At 73.0% G+C, this 23,697-nt stretch carries 18 protein-coding genes; 11 read left to right on the top strand and 7 right to left on the bottom strand.

The genetic code is table 11. The features are described 5' to 3' along the window. Positions 1-70: 70 nt before the first annotated feature. From ACFXG1_RS07995 to ACFXG1_RS07985, 3 genes are all read right to left on the bottom strand, one after another. Complete coding sequence (locus tag ACFXG1_RS07995; protein ID WP_384741641.1) at positions 71-2,290, bottom strand: MMPL family transporter; 2,220 nt, start codon at positions 2,288-2,290, stop codon at positions 71-73. A gap of 237 nt (positions 2,291-2,527) precedes the next feature. After that, positions 2,528-3,151 (bottom strand): TetR/AcrR family transcriptional regulator, encoded by a 624-nt coding sequence (locus ACFXG1_RS07990; protein WP_384741639.1) that lies wholly within the window; start codon positions 3,149-3,151, stop codon positions 2,528-2,530. Between the two features lie 153 nt (positions 3,152-3,304). Beyond that, positions 3,305-4,723 carry a beta-propeller fold lactonase family protein gene (locus ACFXG1_RS07985; protein WP_384741637.1) on the bottom strand — a complete coding sequence of 473 codons (1,419 nt, stop codon included), beginning with the start codon at positions 4,721-4,723 and terminating at the stop codon, positions 3,305-3,307. A 601-nt stretch (positions 4,724-5,324) separates the two neighbouring features. Here ACFXG1_RS07985 and ACFXG1_RS07980 point away from each other — a divergent pair. Beyond that, a complete protein-coding gene (locus tag ACFXG1_RS07980; protein ID WP_384719774.1) occupies positions 5,325-5,777 on the top strand; it encodes a MarR family winged helix-turn-helix transcriptional regulator in 453 nt (150 codons plus the stop codon). Between the two features lie 147 nt (positions 5,778-5,924). Next, positions 5,925-6,566 (top strand): isochorismatase family protein, encoded by a 642-nt coding sequence (locus tag ACFXG1_RS07975; protein WP_384719772.1) that lies wholly within the window; start codon positions 5,925-5,927, stop codon positions 6,564-6,566. A gap of 78 nt (positions 6,567-6,644) precedes the next feature. Here the strand turns inward: ACFXG1_RS07975 and ACFXG1_RS07970 are convergent, their stop codons facing one another. Beyond that, on the bottom strand, positions 6,645-9,062 hold the full coding sequence (locus tag ACFXG1_RS07970; protein WP_384741635.1) for an ABC transporter permease: 2,418 nt from the start codon (positions 9,060-9,062) through the stop codon (positions 6,645-6,647). Beyond that, entirely contained in the window at positions 9,059-9,766 is a 708-nt protein-coding gene (locus tag ACFXG1_RS07965) for an ABC transporter ATP-binding protein (protein ID WP_384741633.1), read from the bottom strand. Before ACFXG1_RS07965 ends, ACFXG1_RS07970 begins: the two co-directional genes overlap by 4 nt. 211 nt (positions 9,767-9,977) lie before the next feature. Between ACFXG1_RS07965 and ACFXG1_RS07960 the strand changes: the two genes are divergently transcribed. Both ACFXG1_RS07960 and ACFXG1_RS07955 read left to right on the top strand, forming a co-directional pair. Further along, on the top strand, positions 9,978-11,285 hold the full coding sequence (locus ACFXG1_RS07960; RefSeq protein ID WP_384741631.1) for a sensor histidine kinase: 1,308 nt from the start codon (positions 9,978-9,980) through the stop codon (positions 11,283-11,285). Next, on the top strand, positions 11,282-11,971 hold the full coding sequence (locus tag ACFXG1_RS07955; RefSeq protein WP_384741629.1) for a response regulator: 690 nt from the start codon (positions 11,282-11,284) through the stop codon (positions 11,969-11,971). Before ACFXG1_RS07960 ends, ACFXG1_RS07955 begins: the two co-directional genes overlap by 4 nt. 210 nt (positions 11,972-12,181) lie before the next feature. Here the strand turns inward: ACFXG1_RS07955 and ACFXG1_RS07950 are convergent, their stop codons facing one another. Next, positions 12,182-14,962 carry a hypothetical protein gene (locus ACFXG1_RS07950; RefSeq protein ID WP_384741627.1) on the bottom strand — a complete coding sequence of 927 codons (2,781 nt, stop codon included), beginning with the start codon at positions 14,960-14,962 and terminating at the stop codon, positions 12,182-12,184. Positions 14,963-15,359: 397 nt separating this feature from the next. Between ACFXG1_RS07950 and ACFXG1_RS07945 the strand changes: the two genes are divergently transcribed. Then, positions 15,360-15,905, top strand: a complete 546-nt coding sequence (locus tag ACFXG1_RS07945) for a hypothetical protein (RefSeq protein WP_384720575.1) — start codon at positions 15,360-15,362, stop codon at positions 15,903-15,905. 132 nt (positions 15,906-16,037) lie between these two features. On the opposite strand, the gene ACFXG1_RS07940 is transcribed toward ACFXG1_RS07945, so the two are convergent. Then, positions 16,038-17,027, bottom strand: a complete 990-nt coding sequence (locus tag ACFXG1_RS07940; protein ID WP_384720579.1) for a LuxR C-terminal-related transcriptional regulator — start codon at positions 17,025-17,027, stop codon at positions 16,038-16,040. Positions 17,028-17,555: 528 nt separating this feature from the next. Between ACFXG1_RS07940 and ACFXG1_RS07935 the strand changes: the two genes are divergently transcribed. From ACFXG1_RS07935 to ACFXG1_RS07910, 6 genes are read left to right on the top strand one after another with little or no spacing between them, the layout of a single operon-like run. Beyond that, positions 17,556-17,915, top strand: coding sequence for a hypothetical protein (locus ACFXG1_RS07935; RefSeq protein ID WP_384720582.1), 360 nt, complete (start codon positions 17,556-17,558; stop codon positions 17,913-17,915). Next, positions 17,885-18,946, top strand: a complete 1,062-nt coding sequence (locus ACFXG1_RS07930; RefSeq protein WP_384741624.1) for a glycosyltransferase family 2 protein — start codon at positions 17,885-17,887, stop codon at positions 18,944-18,946. Before ACFXG1_RS07935 ends, ACFXG1_RS07930 begins: the two co-directional genes overlap by 31 nt. Further along, positions 18,939-20,132: a lysylphosphatidylglycerol synthase domain-containing protein gene (locus tag ACFXG1_RS07925; protein ID WP_384741622.1), complete on the top strand. Its 1,194-nt coding sequence runs from the start codon at positions 18,939-18,941 to the stop codon at positions 20,130-20,132. The genes ACFXG1_RS07930 and ACFXG1_RS07925 overlap by 8 nt, the downstream gene beginning before the upstream one ends. Next, positions 20,129-21,580 (top strand): aspartate aminotransferase family protein, encoded by a 1,452-nt coding sequence (locus ACFXG1_RS07920; protein WP_384718054.1) that lies wholly within the window; start codon positions 20,129-20,131, stop codon positions 21,578-21,580. Before ACFXG1_RS07925 ends, ACFXG1_RS07920 begins: the two co-directional genes overlap by 4 nt. Continuing rightward, positions 21,571-22,614 (top strand): NAD-dependent epimerase/dehydratase family protein, encoded by a 1,044-nt coding sequence (locus ACFXG1_RS07915; protein WP_384741620.1) that lies wholly within the window; start codon positions 21,571-21,573, stop codon positions 22,612-22,614. Before ACFXG1_RS07920 ends, ACFXG1_RS07915 begins: the two co-directional genes overlap by 10 nt. A 29-nt stretch (positions 22,615-22,643) precedes the next feature. Then, positions 22,644-23,624, top strand: a complete 981-nt coding sequence (locus ACFXG1_RS07910) for a UbiA prenyltransferase family protein (RefSeq protein WP_384718059.1) — start codon at positions 22,644-22,646, stop codon at positions 23,622-23,624. Positions 23,625-23,697: the final 73 nt, after the last annotated feature.

Raw genomic sequence — 23,697 nt, 5'->3', positions numbered from 1 at the left:
AGAAAATTCGTTTGACCACCCCGCCGCCCCGCAGGTGGCCTGCGGGGCAGCGGGGTGGGTCAGCGGGAGGTCAGCGGGAGGTGTCCCCGGTGCCGACCGGGTCGGGTCCGGTCGCCCCGGGGGCGGTCGGCGCGTGGCGGGTGAGCTTCTCGCCCTCGATGTCCACATTCGGCAGGATCCGGTCGATCCAGCCCGGCAGGGACCAGGCGCGGCGGCCGAGGAGGGCGAGCGCGGCGGGGACGATGGTCATCCGGACGACGAAGGCGTCGAGGGCGACCGCGACGGCGAGTCCGAAGCCCAGCGACTTGATCATGGAGTCGGCGGAGCCGACGAAGCCCGCGAAGACGGAGATCATGATCAGGGCGGCGACGGTGACGACGGTGGAGTTGTGCCGGAAGCCGGACTCGATCGCCGTACGGGCGTCCGCGCCGTGCACATACGCCTCGCGCATCCGGGTCACCAGGAACACCTGGTAGTCCATGGCCAGACCGAAGACGATGCCGACCATCAGGATCGGCATCAGGCTCATGACCGGCCCGGTCTGCTCCAGCCCCACCAGGTCCTTGAACCACCCCCACTGGAAGACCGCGACGAGCGCGCCGAGCGAGGCCAGCACCGACAGCAGGAAGCCGAGGGCGGCCTTGACGGGTACCAGGACGGAGCGGAAGACCAGGATCAGCAGGAGGACGGCGAGTCCGACGACGAGCGCCAGATAGGGCAGGATCGCGGCGCTGAACTTGTCGGAGATATCGAGGTTGAGCGCCGTCGTGCCGGTCACCAGGGTGCGGGCCCCGGTCTGCGACTCGATGTCGCGGGAGAGGGAACGGATCTCGTCCACCAGGCTCTTGGTGGCGTCGCTGTCCGGTGCGCCCTTGGGGACGACGGTGATGATGGCGGTGTCGCCGGCCTGGTTGAAGGACGCGGGGCTCACGGCGGCCGGCCCCCGCGACTCGGCGAGGGCGGAGCCCAGCGCTTTCGCGCCTTCCCCGGCGGCGGCCGGGTCGCGGTGGTCGACGGTCACCGTGAGCGGGCCGTTGAAGCCGGGGCCGAAGGACTGCGCCAGCATGTCGTAGGCCTTGCGCTGGGTGGACGAGGCGGCCTTGGAGCCGTCGTCCGGCAGCCCGAGTTCGAGCTTCGCGGCCGGCAGGGCGATGACGCCCAGCGCCGTCACGGCCAGCAGGAGTACCGCCGCCGGCCGGCGCAGGACGGCGGAGATCCAGCGCTGTGCGAGGCCTGGCCGGCCGGAACGGGCCGCGGCGGCGGCGCGGCGGCGGGGGCGGGGTGCGCCGACGCGTTCGCCGGCGAAGCCGAGGAGCGCGGGGACGAGGGTGGTGGCGACGAGGACGGCCACGACGACGGCGCCGGCGGCTGCCAGGCCCATGGAGGTGAGGATGGGCAGATTCACCACGGCCAGGCCCGCGAGGGCGATCACCACGGTCAACCCGGCGAAGACCACGGCGGAACCGGCGGTGCCGTTGGCGCGGGCGGCGGCCTCGCGCGCGTCGTGGCCATCGGCGCGCTCCGTGCGGTAGCGCGACACGATGAACAGGGCGTAGTCGATGCCTACGGCGATCCCCAGCATGGTGGCGAGGGCCGGGGTGGTGCTGTTGAGGCCGAGCGGCCCGCTGAGCGCTGCGATGGCGGCGAGGCTGATCCCGACCCCGGCCACGGCGGTGAGCAGGGGCAGTCCGGCGGCGGTCAGGGAGCCGAAGGTGATGAGGAGGATGACGGCGGCCAGGGCGAAACCGATGGCCTCGGCGGTGTGACTCACCTCGGGCGGAGCCAGGGCGTTGCCGGACGCCTCGACGGTCAGTCCGTGGTCGCGGCCCGACTCCAGGGCGTCCGCCAGCCCACGGTGGTCGCCTTCGGTCAGCTCCGTATCCGCCGAGGCGTACGTGACCTGCGCGTACGCGGTGGTGCCGTCGGCGCTGACGGCCTCGGCCGCGAGGGGGTCGGTGACCCGGACGATGTCCGGGGAGGATTTCTCCACCTCCGCCAGGGTCGCCGCGACCGCGTCCCGGTTCCCGGCGTCGCCGATCCTCTCCCCATCGGGAGCCCTGAGGACGACACGGGCGGTCGCCCCGTCGGCGTTGGCGGCGGGAAACTTGTCCGCCAGCAGGTCCATGGCCCGCTGGGCCTCTGTCCCCGGCAGGGTGATGGCGGAACTGGTGGGCCCGGATCCGCCGACGGCGGCGGCGCCCACGAGGCCGAGGACGAGCGCCCACAGGAGGACGACCAGCCGTCGCCGTCGGAAGGCGAACCGGCCGACCCTGTGCAGGAAGGTAGCCATGTGGAGGACTCCGAATCGAGGGGTGCTTTCGGGCGTGCGGTGCCGACAGCCCGGCGGGGTGCTCTCGCGGGGCTGCGGAAGGTGTACGGATGTGGGGGCATGCCGAGAGGGCATGCGCGGGGGTTCGCGGGGGTTGCGGGCCGTCTCCGGGCAGGGCGGAACACCGGCCGGTTCCCTGCGGGAACGGTGCTCGGGTGGTTGCGGCGCCGGATTCGGCGACCGGGTCAGCTCAGTGGGTCATCCGGCGGCCCGGTGGTGTGCGGTGAGGGCGGGCATCAGCACCGTGTCGACGACGGCCACGAGTTGTTCCTCGGTGGCCGGGGTGCCGTGGAGGACGTCCTGCGCGAACCAGGAGCCGAAGACGATCCGGTCCGCCAGCGCGATGACCGGGTTGCCGGCCGTGATCTCCCCCCTCTCCACGGCGTGCTCGAAGAGCCCGGCGAAATCCTTCAGCAGAGGGTGGACCAGCACCTCGCGGAGGATCTCCATGAGGCTCCCGTCCCGCGCGATCGCCGCCGGAACGGAGGCGAACAGCTCCTTGGCCGGGTCGTCGGCCACCAGATATCGCACGAAGGCCGCGAGATCGTCGCGGAGACTGCCGGTGTCGATCTTCGAGAAGTCGACCCCGCGGGTGCTCCCCTGGGCCTTCCAGGCGGAGAACACCAGTCGTGGCTTGCTCTCCCACTGCCGGTAGAGCGTGGCCGTGCTGCACTTGGCGCGCTCGGCGACCGCCGCCATGGTCACCCCGTCGTAGCCGACCTCGCCGATCAGCTCGGCCGTCACCCGCAGCAGTTCGAGCTCCCGCTCGGGGGTGAGCCTGCGGCGGCGTGACACCGCGGGTGCCTCGGCTGCCTCGGCCATGGCCGCTCCGTTCGACGATCGTTGCTGGAAGCGCCACTCTAGCCAGCCGCTTATCGAAAATCAAATTTTCGAAAATGGCGTTTTCGTTAAGGGGGAGGTGTGACGGAACGCCGGTGTCCCCGGCGGGGTCGGAACCCGCCGGGGACGAGACGGTTATGCGCAGGCGGCCAGGAGGATCGAGATGACGGTGCAGGTGGCGGAGGTGCTGTCGTTGGCCGGATTCGGGTCGGTGGGTGAGGAGGCGGTCCGGACGCCGGTGACCTTCACGGAGCCGAGGGACAGCAGATGCAGGGGTACACGGAACGTCTTGCTCGCCGCGGTCCCCGTCGCGATGGCGCCGTAGGCGCAGGTGACGGTGCCGGTCGTGGTGGTGCAGCCGGGTGACAGGCCGGTTGCGGTGGCGCCGGGTGGCAGGGTCGCGGTGACCGTCGCCGAGGTGACGGCGTTCGGGCCCAGGTCGCGGGCGGTCAAGGTGTATGTGAGGTAGGGGACCAGGATGCCCAGGTTCGGCCGGGCGGTGACATCGACGTCGATGTCCGCGGCGGTCGCGGCGGCCGGGGTGAACGCGACGGCGTACGGTCCACTGCCGACGGGGACCGTGGCGGTGACGGTGTTGGTGGCCGCGTCGATCACCGACGCGGTGCCGCTCTGGCTGTTGGCGACGTAGAGCTCGCCGCCGTCGGGGGTCACCGCGACGCCGATCGGGGTGGAGCCGACACCGACGGTGGCGGTGACCGTGTTGGTGGCGGTGTCGATCACGGAGGTGCTGTTGCCGCCGATGTTGGTCACATAGACGCGGGATCCGTCGGGGGACACCGCGGCGCCGAAGGGAGTGTTCCCGACGGGGACGGTGGTGGTGACGGTGTTGGTGGCCGTGTCGATCACGGTGACGACGCCCGCGTTCTGCGAGCTGACGTAGAGCCGGGTGCCGTCGGGAGTCACCGCGAGGCCGTTGGGCCTGGCGACGGGGACGGTGGCGACGACGGCGTTGGTCGCGGTGTCGATCACCGAGACCGCCGCGCCACCGCTGACATAGACACGGCCCCCGCCCGGAGCGGCCGTGGCGTTGTTCGGCAGTCCGCCGACGGGGATGGTGGTGGTGACGGTGTTGGTGGCGGTGTCGATCACCGACACCGAGTCCGACAGGAAGTTGGTGACGTAGACACCCCGGCCGCCGGGGGTCACGGCCACGCCGAACGGGCCGTTGCCCACGGGGATGGTGGCGGTGACGGCGTTGGTGGCGGTGTCGATCACCGATACCGAACCGGAGCCGCGGTTGGTGACGTACGCCCTGCCGCCGTCCGGTGTCACCGCCACTCCGGAGGGCCTGTCGCCGACGGGGACGGTCGCGGTCACCGTGTCGGTGGCCGTATCCACGACCGACACCTGGTCCGACTCGCTGTTGGCGATGTACGCCACCGGGGCGGCCGCACGCGCCGGGGCGGCGGTCGCGGCCGGAGCGGCCACCGCGACGAACCCTGAGCAGAGCAGGGCGCCCGCGGCCAGCAACGCGGTCAGCCGCCGACGCGACCCGGCACGTGGCACCGGACGTAAGGCGGAGCGTGAAGACATGATGATGGTGTTCCCCTTTCCCCGATCCGCGCCGCGACGGCGGGGACCGGCCGGCCCCTCGGGAAACCGTGGCGGGGCGGCCGACAGCCGCGGGCCGGACCGCCGGGGCCGGCGATCAGGGTGTGGGCCGTCCGGCCCCGATCCGATCAACCGCCCCGGGGCGGGTCCGCGACGGTCCGAACATGCCCGACAGCCGACGCGGCACCGCGGCACAAGGCCCCGCATCGGCGCGTTCAGCATGGCACCGTCATGCCGCGCGCCGGGGTGGAATCGTCAACATCAGCACCCGCCTTCGCGCCGTGGCCCTCGTGCCCCGTGCCGGGCGGTCGCGTCCGCCCGGCACGCCGTGCGTTCGGCCTCGCGGGGAAGAGCTGCCCCGACCGTCGAGGCGGGAGGCCCTGCCCGCGAGCGTGAAGGCGGAGCCGGAAGCCCTGTGGGAGGCCCCGGCGGACGACCTGGAGGACGTCGCGATCGCGTACGAGGAGCGGCTGGCCGATCTGGGTCTCTGAGCAGGTGCTTCCGGGGCACTTGTCCGCAGGCGTGCGAAACTGATGCACGCGCATGCAACGAGGAGGCGGAAGTGTCGGGCAAGGAGCCGGTGATGTCCCGGTTGTACAAGGTCGGGGTGTGGCGGTCGTTCATGGAGATCCACCAGGCCGTGCTGGGGGAGATCGAACGGGAGCTGGCCGCGCGGCACCGGTTGTCCGTGAGCGAGTTCGACACTCTGGTGAACATCCCCCTCGCGGGGATCCGGCTGAAGGATCTGCGGGAGCGGACCGTGCTGACCCAGAGCGCGGTGAGCCGGATGGCCGACCGGCTCCAGGCGCGCGGTCTGGTGGTCCGTACGCCGATCGAGGAGGACCAGCGCGGCGCGATGATCCAGCTCACCGACGAGGGCCGGAAGCTGCTGCGGGCGGCCGTGCGGACCAACGCCGAAGTGGTGGAGCGCCTGTTCGCCGACCGCCTCTCGAGGGAGGAACTGGTCGCGCTCCGCGGACTGCTGGGGCGCCTGGCATCGGGGGAGAGCCCGGCGGAGGGCGACACCGCCGAGTGACGCAGACCACCCCAGCCCGTCCGGCCGGGCGGGAATGGGTGCCCGCCCTTCGAAGTTAAGATGAATGCGCAAGCAACAAAATCTGCCGGCGCGCGAGGCATCCGCCCAGGCCGTGACCACGGCCGCACCCCAAGGAGTCAGGAAGACATGAGCGGCAACAGCTACCTCACCGACCGCCTCACCCCCGAGAACACCGGAATCCTGCTGGTCGACCACCAGGCCGGACTGATCCTCGGCGTCCAGGACCACGACCAGAACCAGGTCCGCCGTAACGCCCAGGCCCTGGCCCGTACCGCCAAGGTCTTCGGCCTCCCGATCGTGGCCACCACCTCCGCGCCCCAGGGCCCCAACGGCCCCCTGCTGCCGGAGCTGGTCGCCGAGCTGCCCGACGGCGCCCCGGTCATCCACCGCAGCGGTGAGGTCGACGCCTTCGACGACCCGCGCTTCGACGAGGCCGTCCGTGCCATGGACCGCCCCAACCTGGTCGTCGTGGGTGTCATCACCGACGTCTGCCTGATGTTCGCGTCCCTCTCCGCCCTCGGCCGCGGCTACAAGGTCCACTCCGTCCTGGACGCCTCCGGTACCACCAACACGCTCGCCCGCGAGACGTCCCTGCTCCGGCTCCAGGCCGCCGGCGCCACGCTCAACAGCACCGTCGGAGTCATCTCCGAGCTGCTGCGCGACTGGAAGAACCCCGGTGGCCCCGGCACCGCCGATATCTTCGGCAACCTCGCGATGCCGTTCTACGGTGCCGTCACCGCGAGCCATCTCTCCGCCGCCGGCAACTGACCGGACACCCGGCCGGACGGCTCGCGCCCCCACCGCTCCCCGCGGCGGGGGCGCGAGCCCCTGGGTTCTGTCCGGCTCCTATTCGGTGCGCAGGGCCGTGGCGGTTCGGGACCCGGCGGCCCAGCCCGCCGGCAGCAGCGCGCCCAGGGCGGCGATGAGCAGGCCGCCGAGTACGAGCGGGACGACCTCGGTCCAGTCGTAGACGGCCATGACGGAATCGGGGAGCCGGAGCCCCACACCGTCGCCCATCGCGGGGACGACCCAGCCGTGCAGGGCCATGCCGAGCGGTACGCCGGCGGCGCCCGCGACCAGCCCGGTCACGACGACCGATGTGATGATCATCGTGATGGTCTGCCGGGGGGTCATACCGAGCGCCTTGTGGATCCCGATCTCCCGGACGCGCTCCCGGGTGTCGAGCAGTACGCCGTTGAGCACGCCGAGCGCGGCGACGGCGACGAGCATCAGGGTGAGGGTCGCGGAGAGCGCGTTGAGCGTGACGACCATATCGCTGCCGGAGCCGAGCTCACCCGAGCGGGCGGTGACCCCGAGCGGTGTCAGGACCTTGTTGAGGGCGTCGACGTAGCCGGGGACGGAGGTGCCCGGCGCGACCGCGATGTGATGGCTCGTTTCGGACAGGTCGGGTCGGGCGGCCGTGAGGGTCGAGGCGTCGGTGAAGACCTGCATACCGTCGTTCCGGGGGTAGAGGACCTCGCCGACGATCCGGACCGTCACCGGCTCGGCCAGGCCGTTCAGGGTGATGGTGCCGCCGATACGGGTACCGGTGGCGGCCAGGAGGGGCGTCGGGACCACGGCCTCGCCCGGCTTGTCGATCCAGCGGCCCGAGACCATCGTGTAGCCGGCCCAGGAGGTGTCGCCGGTGAAGGCCGTCACGTCGACGGTGCCGGTCACACCGGTGACGGTCGCCCGTACGGTAGCGGCGCTGTAGTGCTTCCCGGTTCCGGCGGTCGACGTGACGGCCGCGGCGACCGCGGCGGGATCCGCACGGGGGGCACCGGGCCGCTTCCCGGTTCCGGTGCCGGTGCCGGTCCCGGTCTCGGTGCCGGTGCCGGGACCCGTGTCCGTGCCCGCGTCGGAGCCTTTGGGTCCGAAGGCCGGCGGGGCCGCCGGCACGGTGACATCGGCGGCCTCGGGGGCCCTGGACTCCACCACCTCGCCGAGCGACGCGGCCATCCCCACGGTGAAGGTGACGGCGATCGTGCCGAACAGGACCGCCGTGCCCATGGCCAGCGCGCGGGCGGGCCGTGCGAAGGGCCGGGCCAGGCCCAGGGCGAGCGCCCGGGGCAACGGCAGCCGTCCGGCCAGCCGGGCCGCCCACCGGCCCCGTACAGTCGCGGCGTTGCGCCCCACGGCGAGCGCGTCGACCGTACGCAGCCGGCCGGCCCGCCGGGCACCCGCCCAGGCGGTCGCCGCCACCAGACCGAGCACCCCGGCGACCACCGTCAGATCGACCCAGGGGGAGATGGCCAGGGACGAGGTCCGGTAGACCTCCTCGGTCTCGGCCAGTACGGGGACGGCGAGCACGTGGCCGGCCACGACACCGAAACCCGTGCCGACGGCGGCCGGGACCAGCGCCTGCCCGATGTACGCCCGCACGACCTGGGGCGGGGTGAATCCGACGGCCTTGAGGATGCCGATACGGCGGGTTCCCGTGCCGACGGCGGACGCGACGACATTGCCGACCACGAGTACCGACATCACCAGGCCCAGCGCGCCGAACGCGATGAGGAACGGGACGTAGAGGGCGGTGTCCCGCTCGGCGGCCTCCTTGACGGTGAGCCAGGACTGGTCGCCGACGGCCGCTCCCGGCGGCAGGGACTCCGTCACGGACTCGCGGCCCGCGGTGACCCGGGCGGCCGTGTCCGCGGCGGTGAAGCGGTAGAGCATCTGATAGCCGCCGCTGCCGGGCCCGGTGAGCGCCGGCAGCTGCGACGGGACCACCCAGGCGTCGGCGGTCCGGGTGACCGAGCGGGCCACACCGACCACCGTCAGCGTCGGCCCCCCGGGCAGACCGGGGAAGGCGACCTCCATCCCCATGGTCGGCACGAGCGACGAGTCGGCGGAGCGCGCGATCTCGCCGGAGCGCGCGGGCCACCGCCCGTCCAGCAGCGCCACCTCGTCCACGCCCCCGCCGGGATCGTCCCGGCCGACCACCGTCATCGGCCCCCCGGGACCGGCCCCGCCCGCCCGCGGGGTCACCGTCGCCGTACGGAACGGTCCGGCCGCGCCGCTCACCCCTTCGGCGTCCCCGGACTCCGACAGCTGCCCGGCACTCACCCGGGCCGCGTCGAACCGTACGGACAGATGCGCCCCGTGCCGCTCGGCGAAGGCGTCCTCGAAAGGCGCGCCGGAGACCACGAGCAGTGACCCGCCGAGCACGGACGCGGCCACCGCCATCATCGTGGCGAGCCCGATCACCGGCGTCTGCACCCGCCGTCGTCCCACCCCCGAGCGCACCACCCGGCCGAGCGCGCTCATCGGACGCCCTCGCCGGCGACGGCCCGCGACGGGACGTCCTCGGTGATCCGGCCGTCGGCGATCCGGACCGTACGGCTGGTGCAGGACCGGGCCAGCGCCAGATCGTGGGTGACCACGACGACGGTCTGCCCCTCGGCGTTGAGGTCGTTGAGCAGCCTGCTGACGTCCTGTCCCGCGGCGGTGTCCAGGGCCCCGGTCGGCTCGTCGGCCAGCAGCAGCGCCGGACGGTTCATCAAGGCCCGGGCCACCGCGACCCGCTGCCGCTCGCCGCCGGACAACCGCCCCGGGTAGGCGCGGGCGTGCCGGGCGATGCCCAGCAACTCCAGCAGTTCCGCCGCCCGGCGGCCGGCCTCGCCGCGTGCCGTACCCGCGAGGCGCGCGGGCAGGACGACATTGTCGGTGACGGTCAGATCGTCGAGCAGATGGAAGAACTGGAAGACCATGCCGATCTTCGACCGCCGGTAGAGCGCCGCCCCCGCTTCGCCCAGCCGGTCCACCCGCACCCCGTCCACGGTGACGGTCCCCGTATCGGGCCGGTCCAGGCCCGCGATCAGATGGAGCAGGGTGGACTTGCCGCTGCCGGACGGGCCGAGGATCGCGACGGCCTCGCCGGGCAGCACGGTCAGCGACACCTCGCGCAGAGCCGGCGGGCCGTCGTCGTAACGGCGGCTCACCTCACGCAGTTCGATCACCGGCATGGTCATGAAGGGCTCCTCGGGTACGGGAATTCGGCTGGGTGAACGCTAGGAGCGGACCCGGCCCGCACGCGTCGCCCACCCGGACCCCTTGCCGTACCGCGCGGGGACGAGCCGCGCGGACGTCATCCCTGCGATGTAGGCGGATGATGTACGCGGCGCGGCGGGAACGGCCTCGGGGACGGACTCCACGGGTCCGGGCGGCGGCGACAATGAACCGGTGACGCACGTACGTACGACGCCGGAGCGGCTGCGGGAAGCCGTCCGCCGGACCGTCCGCGAGGCCGGGCTGTCCAGCGGCCCACCGCTGCGACCCACCCGGCGCGCCCGGCAGTTCGACGCGCTCGTGGCCCTGGTCATCGGCATCTCCACCGTCCACTACGGCATCGAGAGCACCGATGTCGTCGTGGTGCGTGAGATCGCCCCCGGAGTGCGGTACGCCGTGCCGCGGCCGACCGGCCCCGGCGGGATGGCCCTCATGGTGACCCTCGCGGTCGTCGCGTCGGGCGCCCTGGCACTGCGCCGCCGCTATCCGCTCGCCGTGCTGTGCGTCGTCACCGCCGCGACACTGGCGACCCCGCCGAGCGTCCTCCGGCTGACCTTCTACGCGTTCGTCATCGCCGTCTACGGCGCCGCCGTGTACAGCCCGTACCGGGTGGCGACCCTGATCGCGCTGCCGGTGGCGGTCGCCCTGGTCAGCACCTCGGGGAGTTCGATGACACCGATCGTCCCCCACGACTACGTCGCCTTACTGATCCTGGTCCCGATGGCGATGGCCGCCGTCGGCGTACGCACCTGGAAACTCCGGACCGCCGAGGGCCGCAGCCGGCTCTCGGCTCTGGAACGCGAACAGACCGAGGCGCTGCGCCGGGCCGTCGAACACGAACGGGCCAGGATCGCCCGCGAACTCCACGACGTCGTCACGCACAACGTCAGTGTGATGATCATTCAGGCGGGCGCCGCCCGCAAGATCATGAAGACCTCTCCCGAGCAGGCGGGCGAGGCACTGCTCGCCGTCGAGGCCTGCGGACGGGCGGCCATGACCGAGCTGCGCCATGTGATGGGACTGCTCACGATGGCCGCCGACGGGGAGGAGCCGGACGGCGACCGGGACCCGGCCGACCCGGCGGCCGAACTGGCCCCGCAACCCGGCCTGGACCAGCTGGAAACGCTCGTCGGACGGGTCCGGGACACCGGCCTCGCCGTCGCCCTGACGGTGACGGGGCCGCCCCGCCCCCTCCCGCCCGGCCTGGAACTCGCCGCCTACCGCGTGGTGCAGGAAGCCCTGACCAACACGGTGAAGCACGCGTCCGGCGCCACCGCCGCCGTGACCGTCGAATACGGCCCGGAACGGCTCCGGGTGGAAGTCACCGACACCGGTGGCCGGCCGGGCGGAGCCACCGGAAGCGGCCGGGGCCTGATCGGCCTGCGCGAGCGCCTCGCCGTCCACGACGGAACCCTGAACACCGGCCGGCGCCTCACCGGCGGCTACCGCGTGGAGGCCCTGATCCCCTTGGAGACACCGTGACCGAGCCCCTGCGGGTACTCCTCGCCGACGACCAGACCCTGGTCCGGACCGGATTCCGGTTGATCCTCGGCGTCGACGGCATCGACGTCGTCGCCGAGGCGACCAACGGGGCCGAAGCCGTCGAAGGGGTCCGCCGCACCCGTCCCGACGTGGTCCTGATGGACGTCCGGATGCCCGAGATGGACGGTCTGGAGGCCACCCGCCGGATTCTCACCGGCGCCCCCGACAACCCCCGCGTCATCATCCTGACCACCTTCGACCTCGACCGGTACGTCTACGCGGCACTGTCCGCCGGGGCCAGCGGCTTCCTCCTCAAGGACGTCACCCCCGAGCATCTGACCGCCGCCGTCCGCACGGTCCGTACCGGCGACGCGCTCCTCGCACCCGCCATCACCCGCCGACTCGTCCAGCGGTTCACCCGGCGCGGCGGCGACACCACCGCCCTCCACCGCGACCTCGCCACACTCACCCCGCGCGAACGGGAAGTCCTCACCCTGCTGGCCCAGGGCCTGAGCAACGCCGAACTCGCCACCCGCCTCCACCTGGCCGAGGCGACCGTCAAGACCCATGTCGCCCGCATCCTCGCCAAGCTCGGACTCCGTGACCGGGTGCAGGCCGTGATCGTCGCGTACGAGACCGGGCTGGTGAGCGTCGGCACGGACGAGGCCGCGCCTCCCACCGGTTGATCCCGGAGCGGTCTCGATTCATCGGATTCATCGGAAGCGCCGTCTCCGCCACCGCGAAGACCGCGACCGAGCCGGGGCCGGGTCCCGCGGCCGCAGGCCGTACGGAGCGGGCCACCCCGACAACACCGACACCGACACGGCACCGACACCGGCACCGGCCCCGTGGCGGGGCCGGTGCCGTGTTCCGTATCGCCGGTGCGGGTTCCGTGGTCAGCGCAGGTGCGGGTCCGTGACCCTGCCCGTGAGGACGGGGCCTCCCACCAGATTGCCTTCCTCGTCGAGGACGAACACCTGCGCCCGCAGGGTCTCCTCCGGCTCGGTCAGCGTGTCGGTGGTCGTGGGTACGGAGACCTCCAGGCTCGTCCCGCCCTCGGGGACGGTCGCCCAGAGGAAGGGATGGTTCGTGGACAGCGGCTGCTCCGGGTCGGCGGGCAGGCCGAGTTGGTCGGCGAGCCACTCCTTGTCGACGTCCTTCGTGGACAGCTCGGTGCCCCCGTCCACCGGCTGGAAGGCGAACGGTGTCTCGATACCGGTGTCGGCGGGCTCGGAGAGGCTCACCTTCCAGGTGAGCTTTCGGCCCTCGGTGACCGCGTCGGCGACCGGGGTCACGGTGATCACGGGTATGGGGTCGTCGTTCCGGACGAGCACACCGCCCAGGGCGCTGCCGACGGCCGTGCCGTGCACGGCCTTGGCCGCGATCATATGGTCGCGGTCGATGTCGTAGCGGGGGTTGCCCTCGACCGTGATCGATACGTCCGCGGGGCGTCCGGCGCTCACGGACACGGTGCGGACCGTGGACTTCCAGGTCTTCGGATCGAGGGTGGCGAGCTTGATCGTGCCGGTGCCCTCGCCGGTGGCCCGGACGGTGACACGGTGGGTACGGGTGCCGGAGCCGCCCTCGTCGACCGACACCCTGTTGACGTCGATACGGGGCAGCGGGGCGGGGCGTACCGCCGGGGTGCCGGGACGCCAGCCCCAGGCGTCCATCAGCCAGAGCTCGCCGGGACCGCCGCGCGGGGTCAGCTCCAGGGACCGGATCCGCCGGGTGTCGACACCCGCGTCGGCGGCGGCCTTCAACGGGACGCGGACCTCACGCGCCCAGTGCGCGGTCGTGGTGTCGGAGCCGGGAAGACCGTCGACGGTGACCCGACCGAGCCTCACCCGCTTGCCGGAGGTGTCGGTGAGGGTGACGTCGAGCCGGGTGCCCGAGCTGTTCGGCGGCACGATCACCCGCAGGGCGAGCGCGTCGGAGCCCGCCAGGGAGAAGGAACGCTTCGGCGTCAGCCGGACCGGGGTGCCCGGCTCGGTCCAGCGGGCCGTGACCGCGTTGCGGCCCGGCTCGTCGGAGGCGGCCGTCCAGGCCGCGAAGTGCGGTGACTGCCCGGGTCCTGAGCCGGATCCCACCCCACAAGCCAGGGCGTCGTCCGTCGAGACCTGTCGGCATACGCGGCCGTTCGTCACCGAGAGCGGGGCGTCGGGCAGGATCGCCGGGGTGCGGTTGCCGCCGACCGCGTGGGTCGACACCCGGGCGGGATCGGCCGACGGCGCGCGCCAGCCCGAGCCGTCGAGCAGTGGGCGGACCCGGTCGTCGCCCGCGACGAAGAGCCGGGCGGCGGCGGCGATATAGGTGGAGCCCGCCGTCTGCTGCTGCCGGGCGGTCAGCCGGTGCTCGGCCCGTTCCGAGCAGACCGGGCTCTCGTCGTCCCAGACGTCGTCGGAGGCCGGGGCCTCCGCCTGGCCGGGCGTCCACTCGGTGTTGAAGTAGTTGTGGTTGGCGCCGACCATGTACACGGCGCTGTGCAGCGCCGTGCCCCGGCCGGTCCCCCGGGCGGCGTCGAGCTGGAGCTGGCCCTGGAGGTCGCTCACATCGCCGTCGCAGCCCGGCAGGACGGTCATGGACGGTACGTCGGGCGCGGGGTTCTGGCCGAAGAGGGTGGGGCCGATGAGGACGGTGCCGCGGATCCGCCAGTTCACCCGCCCCCGGTAGCCGTCCCCGGCGGGCGGCGGCGGGGTGGCGCTGTCGAGAGCCGCCCGGTTGACGCCCTCGCCGCCCCGGGAGTGGCCGACCAGAAGCACCTTCGAGAGGTCGGCGGGCTTCGTCGCGCGTACCGCTGCGGGGGCTTTCGCGGGGTTCTCGCCCCACTCCGCCCAGCGGGCCAGATGGTGGCGCACCAGGGACGAACGGGCCTGCGCCCCATGGTCGGCCTGCCGGCCGTCCTGGGCGTTGACGCCGTTCGCGGAGACGGAGACCGTCACATAGCCCTGCGACGCCAGGAGTTTCTGGTCGTGCAGATAGCCGCGGTAGCTCGGGATCTCCTTCATCCCCGGCTTGCACGGCCACCACATGCCGGAGCTGTTCCCGCCGGGCTCGTAGCAGGTGGAGTGGCGGCCGTGGAGGAAGAGCGCCAGCGGCCTCTTCCCCGGCGCGTCGGTCGGGCCGACGACGGTGGCGCGCATCTCGACGGGCTCCTGGTAGCCCGGCAGCCTCACCGACTCCAGGGTGTACTCACCGCTGGTGGTGCGGTACTTGCCGGGCGTGCCGGGGTCGACCGGGTTGGCGGGCAGCGGGGCCGCGGGCGGCGGTACGGCCGACGAGCGCCGCGGTCCTGGTGCCCGGTCGGCGGCCCCCGCCGTGTCCAGCCGCCGCGAACCGGCGAACACCCGGAGTTCGCCGACCGGTCCGACCCGCTCCGCGTCGACGGGGAGCCGGAAGGTGCGCTGGTCGGCTGAAGGCGTCGGGATACCGAGGGTCCGCGTCCCCGAGCGGAACTCGACCAGCGCGCCGCCCGTGCCCACCGGCTCGGGCGAGCTCCAGACCAGCTCACCGCCCGCGAACCGCCATCCCTCCGGCAGCCGCCGCTCGCCCGGAGCGCCCGATGGCGCGCCGGGTATGGACTCGGCGGCCGGCCGGGCGTGCGCCGGCCCCGGCACACCCGCCGCCAGCGCCGCGACCGCCAAGGCGGCCGTCAGCGCGCGTGAGACCTGTCCCACGTTGATATCTCCTCGTCGTCGGTCCTGCTCAGCGCCCCTGGAATCCCCAGGGGCACCCTCGCGCCGGGAAGAGGGTGACGAAGTGTCATCCGTTGTCCCGGCGCGGGGATCCGACGAGAGCCACACAGGAACCGAACAGGAATCACACAGGAGCCGGACGGGGCGCGGCGTCGTCCCTTCCGGTCGCGTCCGTCCCTTCCGGTCGCGTCCGGCCCGTCCGGTCCCTTCCGCCCGTCCGGCCCGGGGGCGGACCCGCGCGGCCGTGACGCCTCCCGGGTCCGGGGCGGTGTCAGTGGCGTCTGATGGAATACGTAACTCCTGGATACGCGGGGCCCGTACGGCGGGCTCCGCGTACCCGGGAGTCTTCATGCCGTCGTCCGTCCGAGGGGGAAACCCGATGTCCCTGCACGAGGTCGAGGACCTGGTCGCGGACTCGGTCCGCGTCCTGGACCGTCACACCGCGCCGGACGACCCCCGTGTCCGCGACTGGTTCGCGGCGCTGTACGGCTTCCAGAACGGATACGACTGCTCGTTCACCCACTTCCGCGTGATGGACACCCTGCTGCGCCGCGGATACACATATCGCTTTCCGGTCGACCGGCACCCCGACTACGCCGAGCGGACCGGCTACTTCGACGCCCTGACCGGGTTCACCGGTCTGCGGACGTTCGACGAGGAAGCCCCCGAATTCGCGGGCTACGACTCCTGGCTGGAGGACGGCTACGTCGATCCGCCGTTCCTCTACTGCGACGCGGGCAGCGCCCTGTGGCGACGGATGACCGCCGCCGGTGAGCTCCGCGGCCCCGACGCCGTACCACCGCGCCGGGTCCGGCTGATCGACGTGGTCCGCGAGGTCGCCGTCGCCGCCGAGAAGGCGGGCGACCGGGAACTCACGGACATGTGGTACGCGTTCGGCCGCGAAGCCTGGGGTTGGGAACCGTAGACGGGGGCGTGCCCGCCGCGCCGTCGCGGCCGGCCGCCGGTGCCGTCGACCGATCGGAACGCGGCGGCCTCACGGGGGACGGGGGCGCGGGTCCTGGCGCGGTGATGGGCGGGGGAGCCCTCCCGGGTGTCGTCAGATCCAGCCCCGGCGTACCGCCTCCGCGCCGGCCTGGAAGCGGCTGCGGGCCGCCAGTCTGCCGGTCAGGTCGGCGTTCATCCGGCGTACCGTCCGCAGGGACACCCCGAGGCGGCGGGCGATGGTCTCGTCGGTGTGGCCCCGGGCGAGCAGGCGCAGCAGCTCCTTCTCCTGCGGACTGAGGCCGTTGCGGTCGTGGGGCGGGGTGGGGCCGACCGGATTGGCGCGGGACCAGTACTCCTCGAAGAGCAGCCGGGCGACCGTGACCGCGCCGGTGCTGCGCAGTTCGAGCGCGCCGGCCCGGCCGTCGCCCGGGTCGAGCGGGACGAGGGCCACCTCGCGGTCGAAGACCACCATGGGGATGGCCAGGGACGGCAGGGTACGGGCCTCGCCGCCGAGGCCGCCGAGCCAGTTGACGTAGCGCACGGTTTCCGGGGCGTTGCGGAAGCTGTCCTGGTAGATGCTGCGGATCCGGACGCCGCGGGCGAGGGCCCGCTGGTCGAGCGGCCGGCTGTCGGCGATGGCGTCGGGGGGCTGGGCGCCGCCGGGGAGCAGGGAGAGATATTCGAAGCGGACGAGTTCGGCGAGTTCGGCGAGGCGTACCCGCATCTCGTCCCGGCCCTCCAGTCGTTTGACGACGTCGTAGCCGCGGGGCAGCCGGGCGGTGCGACGGGCCGTGAGGGTGGAGACGGCGGCTCGCGCCTCCTCCAGGCCGCGCTGCTGCTTGGCGAGTTCGGCCTCCCGCCGGGAGAGCAGATAGGAGAGGCCGACATCCGGGTCGGTGGCGCGGAAGAGCTGTTCGCCGGCCGCGTGGATATCGGCCTGGTCCAGTAAGCAGAGGTCGGCGAGACGGTCGAGCGCGGAGCGTACCTCCTCCTCGCTCCAGCCGGATCTGGTGACGATCTGATCGAGTCTGAGTTCCGGTTCCTCCAGGAAGAGCCGGTAGACGGCTTCCGTCGTCGCGTCGAGGCCGATTGCGTCGAACAATCCTTCCCCCCAAATCTCCGGGTTTTACGCACATCATTCCGCTCAGCAGCGCAGGGGTGGGCGCGAGTGCTGGATTCGGCCGGGTAATGCGCGGCCGGACCGGGCGGGGTGGCGCCGTGGGACATCCTCCGACCTGCCAATGGTATGGACCAGTCGAACGAGGTGGCCGAAAGCTGCCGGGCATCTCCCTGCCAGCGGGAGGGTCGCGCCAGTTCGGCGGCGATCCGCGGGGCCGTGGCCGGTGGCAGCGGGTGACGGCGGAACCGGCTGCCATCCGAAGAGGGTGGCCGGGCCGTCGGCGGCGCGAAGAGAATCGGCGCCGGACCGGAGCAGGTCCGGTCCCACTGCCGAGGGGAGCAGTCGCCATGCCGAACCCACCGCGCGGTCCCGCGGTCTGTACCACCCCCGTCCGGAGGCCGCCTCGGGCCGTGGCTACCGCGTCCCCCGGGACGTCCGCCGCGGGCCCGGGAAGCGCCCCGGGCGGGGACGGACGGGGCTGAGCCCCGAGCGCGCTGCCTCATGTACCTCGTGACCGCGCTGCTGATCCTCGTCGAAGCCGGCGGGGCGAAACGTACCCCCGGTCCCGGTGAATTGGCCGAGATCCTGCGTTCGTTCCGGCGGCCCCGAGCCGCCGGGGACGCGGCCGTCCCCGCGCATCTGCACGCCGTCGCGGGCCCCGACCGGGTCCATGCCGCCCTCTTCATGGAGGCGGTCGACCCGGCCGACGCCGAAGGCGCCGCCTTCGGCTTCCTCGCCGGAGTGCTCGCCGGCTGCCCGGCCCCCGCCGGCTGGGCGCTGGCGTCCATCGGGCGGGTGGAGCCACCCCGAACCGCCGAACCGAGAAGTCAGGGAGTGACATGCCAGGGGAAAGACCCACCGTCTCCGTGATCATCCCGAGTTACAACTCCGAGAAGACCCTGGGCGCCGTCCTGGAGTCGGTGTACGCCCAGACCCTCGCCCCGCTGGAGGTCGTGGTCGTGGACGACCGCAGTACCGACGGCTCCCCGGCGGTGGCCGGGCGGTTCCCCTGCGTCCTGGTGTCGTCGCCGGTCAACCGGGGGGTGTCGGCGGCCAGGAACCTCGGGGCGAGGAACAGCCGCGGCGAGATCCTGTTCTATCTGGACTCGGATGTCGCGCTCGCCCCCGACGCCGTCGCCAACGCCGTCGACCTGCTGCTGAGCGATCCCGGTACGGGCTGTGTGCACGGTATCTACGACCTGGAACCGCTCGTCGACGACGGGCCGGTGGAGCGCTACCGGGCGCTGCACGCGCACTTCTGGCGGCGGCGCAGCGTGGGCGTCGTGGGGACCGCGATCTTCGCCCTGGCGGCGATCCCGCGCGCCGTGTTCGACGAGGTCGGCCCGTTCGACGAGAATCTGCGCGACTCGGAGGACGTGGAGTACAGCGACCGGCTCGGCGCGGCGTACCGGATCAGGATGACCGAGACCGTGGTGGGGCGGCACGACGACGTGGACCGGATGGTTCCGATGCTCGCCGAGCAGTTCCGCCGCTCGCAACTCCTGGTGCCGGTCGCGGCGGTGGAGCGGCGGGGCGGCGGTCTGAAGGCCAACCGGCCCGCCGGTGCGCTCGCCGCCGCCCTGGTGCCCGCCACGCTGCCGCTCGCACTGATCGCCCCCTGGTTGCTCGCGGTGCCCGCCGCCGGTCTGATCGGGTTCGCGCTGGCCGATCCCGGTCTTGCCCGGTTCGTTGCCCGGCGCCGGGGCGCGGGCTTCCTGGCCTGGTTCCTGCTGGCGCACTTCCTGGTCCATCTGGCGCTGGTCTCCGGCGCCTTGGTCGGGGCGGTGCGCTGGCTGGTCGACCCGGGCTTCGGGCCCTCGGTCCGGCGCCGCGCGGACCGGGGCGCGGCGGGGACGGCGGCGGGCGCCACGAGACCCCGGCGGCGGTTGGCCGGTGAGTGATCCCGTACCGGCGCCGCCCCGCGCCGACATGGGCCCGTCCGCCGTGCCCGGCACCTCCGCCGCGCCCGGTCCGTCCGCTGTGCCCGGTCCGTCCGCCGCGTCCGGTCCGGCGGAGCCCGACGCGCCGGCGCCCGCCGCGCCCGGCGCCTCCGCCGCGCCCGGTCCGTCCGCTGTGCCCGGTCCGTCCGCCGCGTCCGGTCCGGCGGAGCCCGACGCGCAGGCGCCCGCGCCCCGTTCGACGCGCTCCCGGATCCTGCGCGCGCTCGCCGCCGTCGTCCTGCTGGGCGCGACGGCCCTGGCGGTCGGCGGATCGCTGGACGGCGCCGGTACGGAACTCTCTGCCGCCGCCGACCACCCCGGCGGGATCGTTCTGCTGGTCCTCGCCGTGCTGGCCAACGCGGTCGGCCTGACGCTGTCGATGCTCTCCTGGCGGGTCCTGGTCGCCGACGGCGCGACCCGGCTGCCGATGCCCGTCGCCGCCCGGATCTTCTTCATCGGGTTCATCAGCAAGTTCGTCCCCGGCCGGATCTGGGGTGTGCTCGCGCATCTGCGGCTCGGCCGGGACGCGGGGGTGGCGCCCGAGCGGATGCTCTCCGGGTTCGGACTCGGCCTGGTGATCGGCGTCGTCACCGGGGCCTGGGCCGGACTGCTGGTGGCGCCGGCCGTCCTGGGCGCGTACGCCTGGACGCTCGCGCCGCTCGTCCTGGCGGCGGCCGCCGCCTACGCCCGGCCCGGCTGGGTGAACCACCTGGTGGCGCGGGCCCTGAAGGCGGCGAGGCGACCGCCCGTGGAACCCGGCTCGCCGCGGTCCCTCCGCCGCTCCCTCCTGTTCGCCCTGGCCTCCTGGGGGGTGTCGGGACTCCATCTGTGGGCGCTCGCCGTCCTGTTCGGCGCCCCGGCGGGAGCCGCGCTCCCGGTGGCCGTCGGCGGGTTCGCGCTGGCCACCGTCGCGGGCAGCCTGGCCTTCGTCCTGCCCGACGGCATCGGCGCGCGGGAACTGGTGCTGCTGGCCCCGCTGGCCGCCGTAATGCCGCCGGCCGCCGCGACCGCCACCGTCATCGCGAGCCGTCTCGTCTGCGTCCTGAGCGAGGTCGCCGCGACCGGTGCCGCCCTGCTCTGGGCCCGGCTCGCCCGCCCCGCACCGGCCGCCCCGTCCCGTACCACCGTTCCGGAAGGAATCCGATGACCGCCGTCGCACAACCGCTGATCAGCCTCGACGAGGCCGAGGAGCTGACGGTCCGCCAAGTCCACGATCTGTACCGCTCGTACGTCAACCGGAGCCAGGTCGCGCTGATGACCTCCTTCGGCTTCGGCCGGGAACTCGTCGACCACGCCGAAGGCGCCTGGATCCACACCCGCGACGGCCGCCGCGTCCTGGACTTCACCGGCGGCGTCGGCGTCCTGAACCACGGCCACAACCACCCGCGCATCCTGGCCGCCCGCCGGCGCTTCCAGGAACGGCGGCGCATGGAGGTCCACAAGACCTACTTCTCGCCGTACGTCGCCGCCCTCGGCCACAACCTCGCCCGGCTGCTCCCCGGCGACCTCGGGATGTCCTTCTTCCCCAACTCCGGCGCCGAGGCGGTGGAGGGCGCGGTGAAGCTCGCGTACAAGTACCACGGCGGGCGCCGCGGCCGGATCCTCCACGCCGACATCAGCTTCCACGGCAAACTCCTCGGCTCCGGCAGCCTCACCGGCAGCGCCCAGGCGTCCGCCTTCACCTTCCCCGGCATCCCCGGTGTCTCCTCCTTCACCTACGGCGACCTCGACTCCGTCCGTGCCGCCGTGGACGGGGCCCGCGACGCCGACGGCGGGGGCTGCGACGTATACGCGATCCTGATCGAACCCTTCTCCGCCTCCACCATGACCGCATGCTCCGAAACGTTTCTGCGCGGTCTGCGGGAGCTGTGCACCGCCGAGGACATCGTGCTGATCTTCGACGAGATCTACACCGGCTGGGGCAAGACCGGCAGCCTCTTCCACTTCATGCGCTACCCGGGCCTGATCCCCGACGTGGTCACCACCTCCAAGTCCTTCGGCGGCGGCAAGTCGTCCATCTCCGCCTTCGTCGCCCGCGAACCCGTCTTCAAGAAGGCGTACGACAACCTCGGCGACGCCATGCTCCAGTCCACCAGCACCACCTACTACGGCTTCGGCGAGGAGACCGCCACCGCCATCGAGGCCGTCAACATCGCCGTCGACGACGACTACCCGGCCCGCGCCCGCGACCTCGAACGCGTCCTCGTGCCCGGACTGGAACGGCTGCGCAAACAGTTCCCCGACGTCATCGCCGACATCCGGGGCGCCGGAGCGCTCCACGGGGTGTTCCTCGACGGCGGCCCCCGCGTTCTCGACCTCGCCGCCAAACTGGCCCCGGGCGGCCTCGCCCGCGACCCCCTGCTGCGTACCAAACTGATCACCTGCGCGGTGATCCACCACATGTACCAGCAGCACGACGTCTTCCTCTACTACACTCTCAACGGCCGCAGCCCGCTGGTCGTCGCCCCGCCGCTGGTCGCGGGACCGGCCGAGGCGGAGATCTTCCTGACCGCCTTCGAAAAGACCCTCGCCAAGGGCCTCACCCGGCTGCTCACCTCCTTCGTCAAGGACAAGGCGGTGTCCCGATGGGCCTGAGCATCGCCGTCACCGGGGCCGCCGGAATGCTCGGCTCCCATCTGGTCGCCCGGCTCGCCGCCGACGGACACGAGGTGACCGGAGTCGATCTGCGCCCCGCCGAGACCACCCCGGACGGCGCCCGGCATCTGATCGCCGACATCCGCGACACCACCGCCCTGACCCGCGCCTTCACCGGCGCCGACGCCCTGGTGCACTGCGCCGCCGCGCTGCCCAGCTACCCCGTCGACCAGATCCGCTCCATCACGGTGGACGGCACCCGCAGCGTCCTCACCGCCGCCGAACGGACCCGCGTCCCGCGCGTGGTCCACATCTCGTCGACCGCCGTCTACGGGCTGCCCAAACGAGTGCCCACCCCCGAGGAGCACCCGCGCGAGCCCGTCGACCCGTACAGCGCCGCCAAAGCGGAGGCCGAGACGGTCTGCGAGGAGTTCCGCGCCCGGGGCATGTGTCTGCCGGTGCTGCGCCCCAAGACCTTTGTGGGACCCGGCCGGATGGGCCTGTTCTCGATGCTCTTCGAATGGGCCGACGAACGGCGGAACTTCCCCGTCCTGGGGCGCGGCGACGTCCGGATCCAGATGTTCGGCATGGCCGACCTGGTGGACGCCGTGGTGCTCGCCGTCGAGGCGCCGCCGGAGATCGCCGACGACGTGTACAACGTCGGCGCGGCCGAGTTCGGCACCATTCGTGAGGACTTCCAGGCCGTCCTGGACGCCGCGGGACACGGCAAGCGGGTCGTCGGGCTGCCCGCGCGTCCTGCCATCGCCGTCCTGCGGGGCCTGGAGCGCAGCGGGCTCTCACCCGTGTACGGCCGGCTGCTCTACAAGCTGCTGGACGACAGTTACGTGGACATCAGCCGGGCCCGTGAACGGCTCGGCTTCGCGCCGCGGCAGTCGAATCGCGACGCCATCCTGCGCACCTACGCGTGGTGGCGCACCCTGCCGCCCGCCCGCGCCGCCGCCGGCGCGGGCGGCCGGACCAGCCGTGACCCCTGGAGACAGGGCGCGCTCGGGCTGGCCAAGGTCTTCTTCTGACCCCGGAACCCAGCAGTGGAGAGCCCGCCGTGGACATCCCGAAGTTCTCCGCCGCGCCCGTGCGCGTGGCGGCCCCGCCCGCCTTCGCCACTCCGCCCGCACCCCTGACCCCGGCCGCCGGACCGCGCCGCGGGCCCTGGGCGGATCTGCTGGCCCTGGTCCGCCCCGGCCAGTGGGTGAAGAACCTGGCCGTCGTACCGCTCGCCCTGCTCGACACCCGGCACTGGACGCCCTCAGGCGCCGGCCGGATCCTGTGGGCCCTGGCCGTCTTCACCCTCGCGTCCGCGATCGTGTACGTCGTCAACGACCTCGCCGACCGCGACCGCGACCGTCTGCACCCCGCGAAACGGCACCGCCCGCTCGCGGCCGGCCGGATCGGCACCCGGGGAGCGCTCGCCCTGGCCGCCGCGCTGGCCGCCGTACTGACCGCGGCCGTCCTGGTACGCCCGTTCACGGAGTGGTGGCCCGTCACCGTCTATCTGCTGATCAGCGTCGGCTACAGCCGCGGCCTCAAACACGTACCCCTGCTCGACGCCTTCATCGTCGCCTCCGGCTTCGTGCTGCGTCTCGCCCTGGGCTGCGCCGTCCTGGGCAGACCGGTGCCCTACTGGCTCGCCGTCTGCGTCTTCTCGTTCTGCCTGCTGCTGTCGCTCGGCAAGCGGCGGCACGAACTCACCGCGGCCGAACGGGGCCACCGCCCCGCGCTCCGCGGCTACACCATCGCCTTCGTCGACCATCTGATCGCCCTGATCGCCTGCCTCACCGCCGTCTCGTACCTCCTGTTCCTCCACGAGGACCCGGTCTTCGCCGGGGCGGCCCACACCACGGCCCTGCTCTCCGCGCTCTGCGCCCTCTTCGGACTGGCCCGCTACCTCCAGGTGCTGCTGGTCGAGGAAGGCGGCGGCAACCCGGTACGCATCCTGCTGCGCGACCGCGTCACCCTCGTGAACTCGGCGCTGTGGGCCGTCCTCATCGGCACCGCCCTGCTGCTGGCCGCTCCATCGGTCTGACCACCGGCACTCCGCCGTACGCCCCGCCTTCTCCGTCTCACCTCGTACGCCCGCCCCTCACGCCCGACGATCC

Source organism: Streptomyces sp. NPDC059248 (assembly GCF_042753905.1).
Classification (GTDB): Bacteria; Actinomycetota; Actinomycetes; order Streptomycetales; family Streptomycetaceae; genus Streptomyces.
Note: the sequence above shows the minus strand (reverse complement) of the source record. Positions and strands in the feature narration are given on the sequence as shown.

Bases quoted from the DNA above. Each gene is read 5' to 3' on its own strand.
- ACFXG1_RS07995 (WP_384741641.1), bottom strand. From the start codon at position 2,290: ATGGCTACCTTCCTGCACAGGGTCGGCCGGTTCGCCTTCCGACGGCGA.
- ACFXG1_RS07990 (WP_384741639.1), bottom strand. From the start codon at position 3,151: ATGGCCGAGGCAGCCGAGGCACCCGCGGTGTCACGCCGCCGCAGGCTC.
- ACFXG1_RS07985 (WP_384741637.1), bottom strand. From the start codon at position 4,723: ATGTCTTCACGCTCCGCCTTACGTCCGGTGCCACGTGCCGGGTCGCGT.
- ACFXG1_RS07980 (WP_384719774.1), top strand. From the start codon at position 5,325: ATGTCCCGGTTGTACAAGGTCGGGGTGTGGCGGTCGTTCATGGAGATC.
- ACFXG1_RS07975 (WP_384719772.1), top strand. From the start codon at position 5,925: ATGAGCGGCAACAGCTACCTCACCGACCGCCTCACCCCCGAGAACACC.
- ACFXG1_RS07970 (WP_384741635.1), bottom strand. From the start codon at position 9,062: ATGAGCGCGCTCGGCCGGGTGGTGCGCTCGGGGGTGGGACGACGGCGG.
- ACFXG1_RS07965 (WP_384741633.1), bottom strand. From the start codon at position 9,766: ATGACCATGCCGGTGATCGAACTGCGTGAGGTGAGCCGCCGTTACGAC.
- ACFXG1_RS07945 (WP_384720575.1), top strand. From the start codon at position 15,360: ATGTCCCTGCACGAGGTCGAGGACCTGGTCGCGGACTCGGTCCGCGTC.
- ACFXG1_RS07930 (WP_384741624.1), top strand. From the start codon at position 17,885: ATGCCAGGGGAAAGACCCACCGTCTCCGTGATCATCCCGAGTTACAAC.
- ACFXG1_RS07920 (WP_384718054.1), top strand. From the start codon at position 20,129: ATGACCGCCGTCGCACAACCGCTGATCAGCCTCGACGAGGCCGAGGAG.
- ACFXG1_RS07915 (WP_384741620.1), top strand. From the start codon at position 21,571: ATGGGCCTGAGCATCGCCGTCACCGGGGCCGCCGGAATGCTCGGCTCC.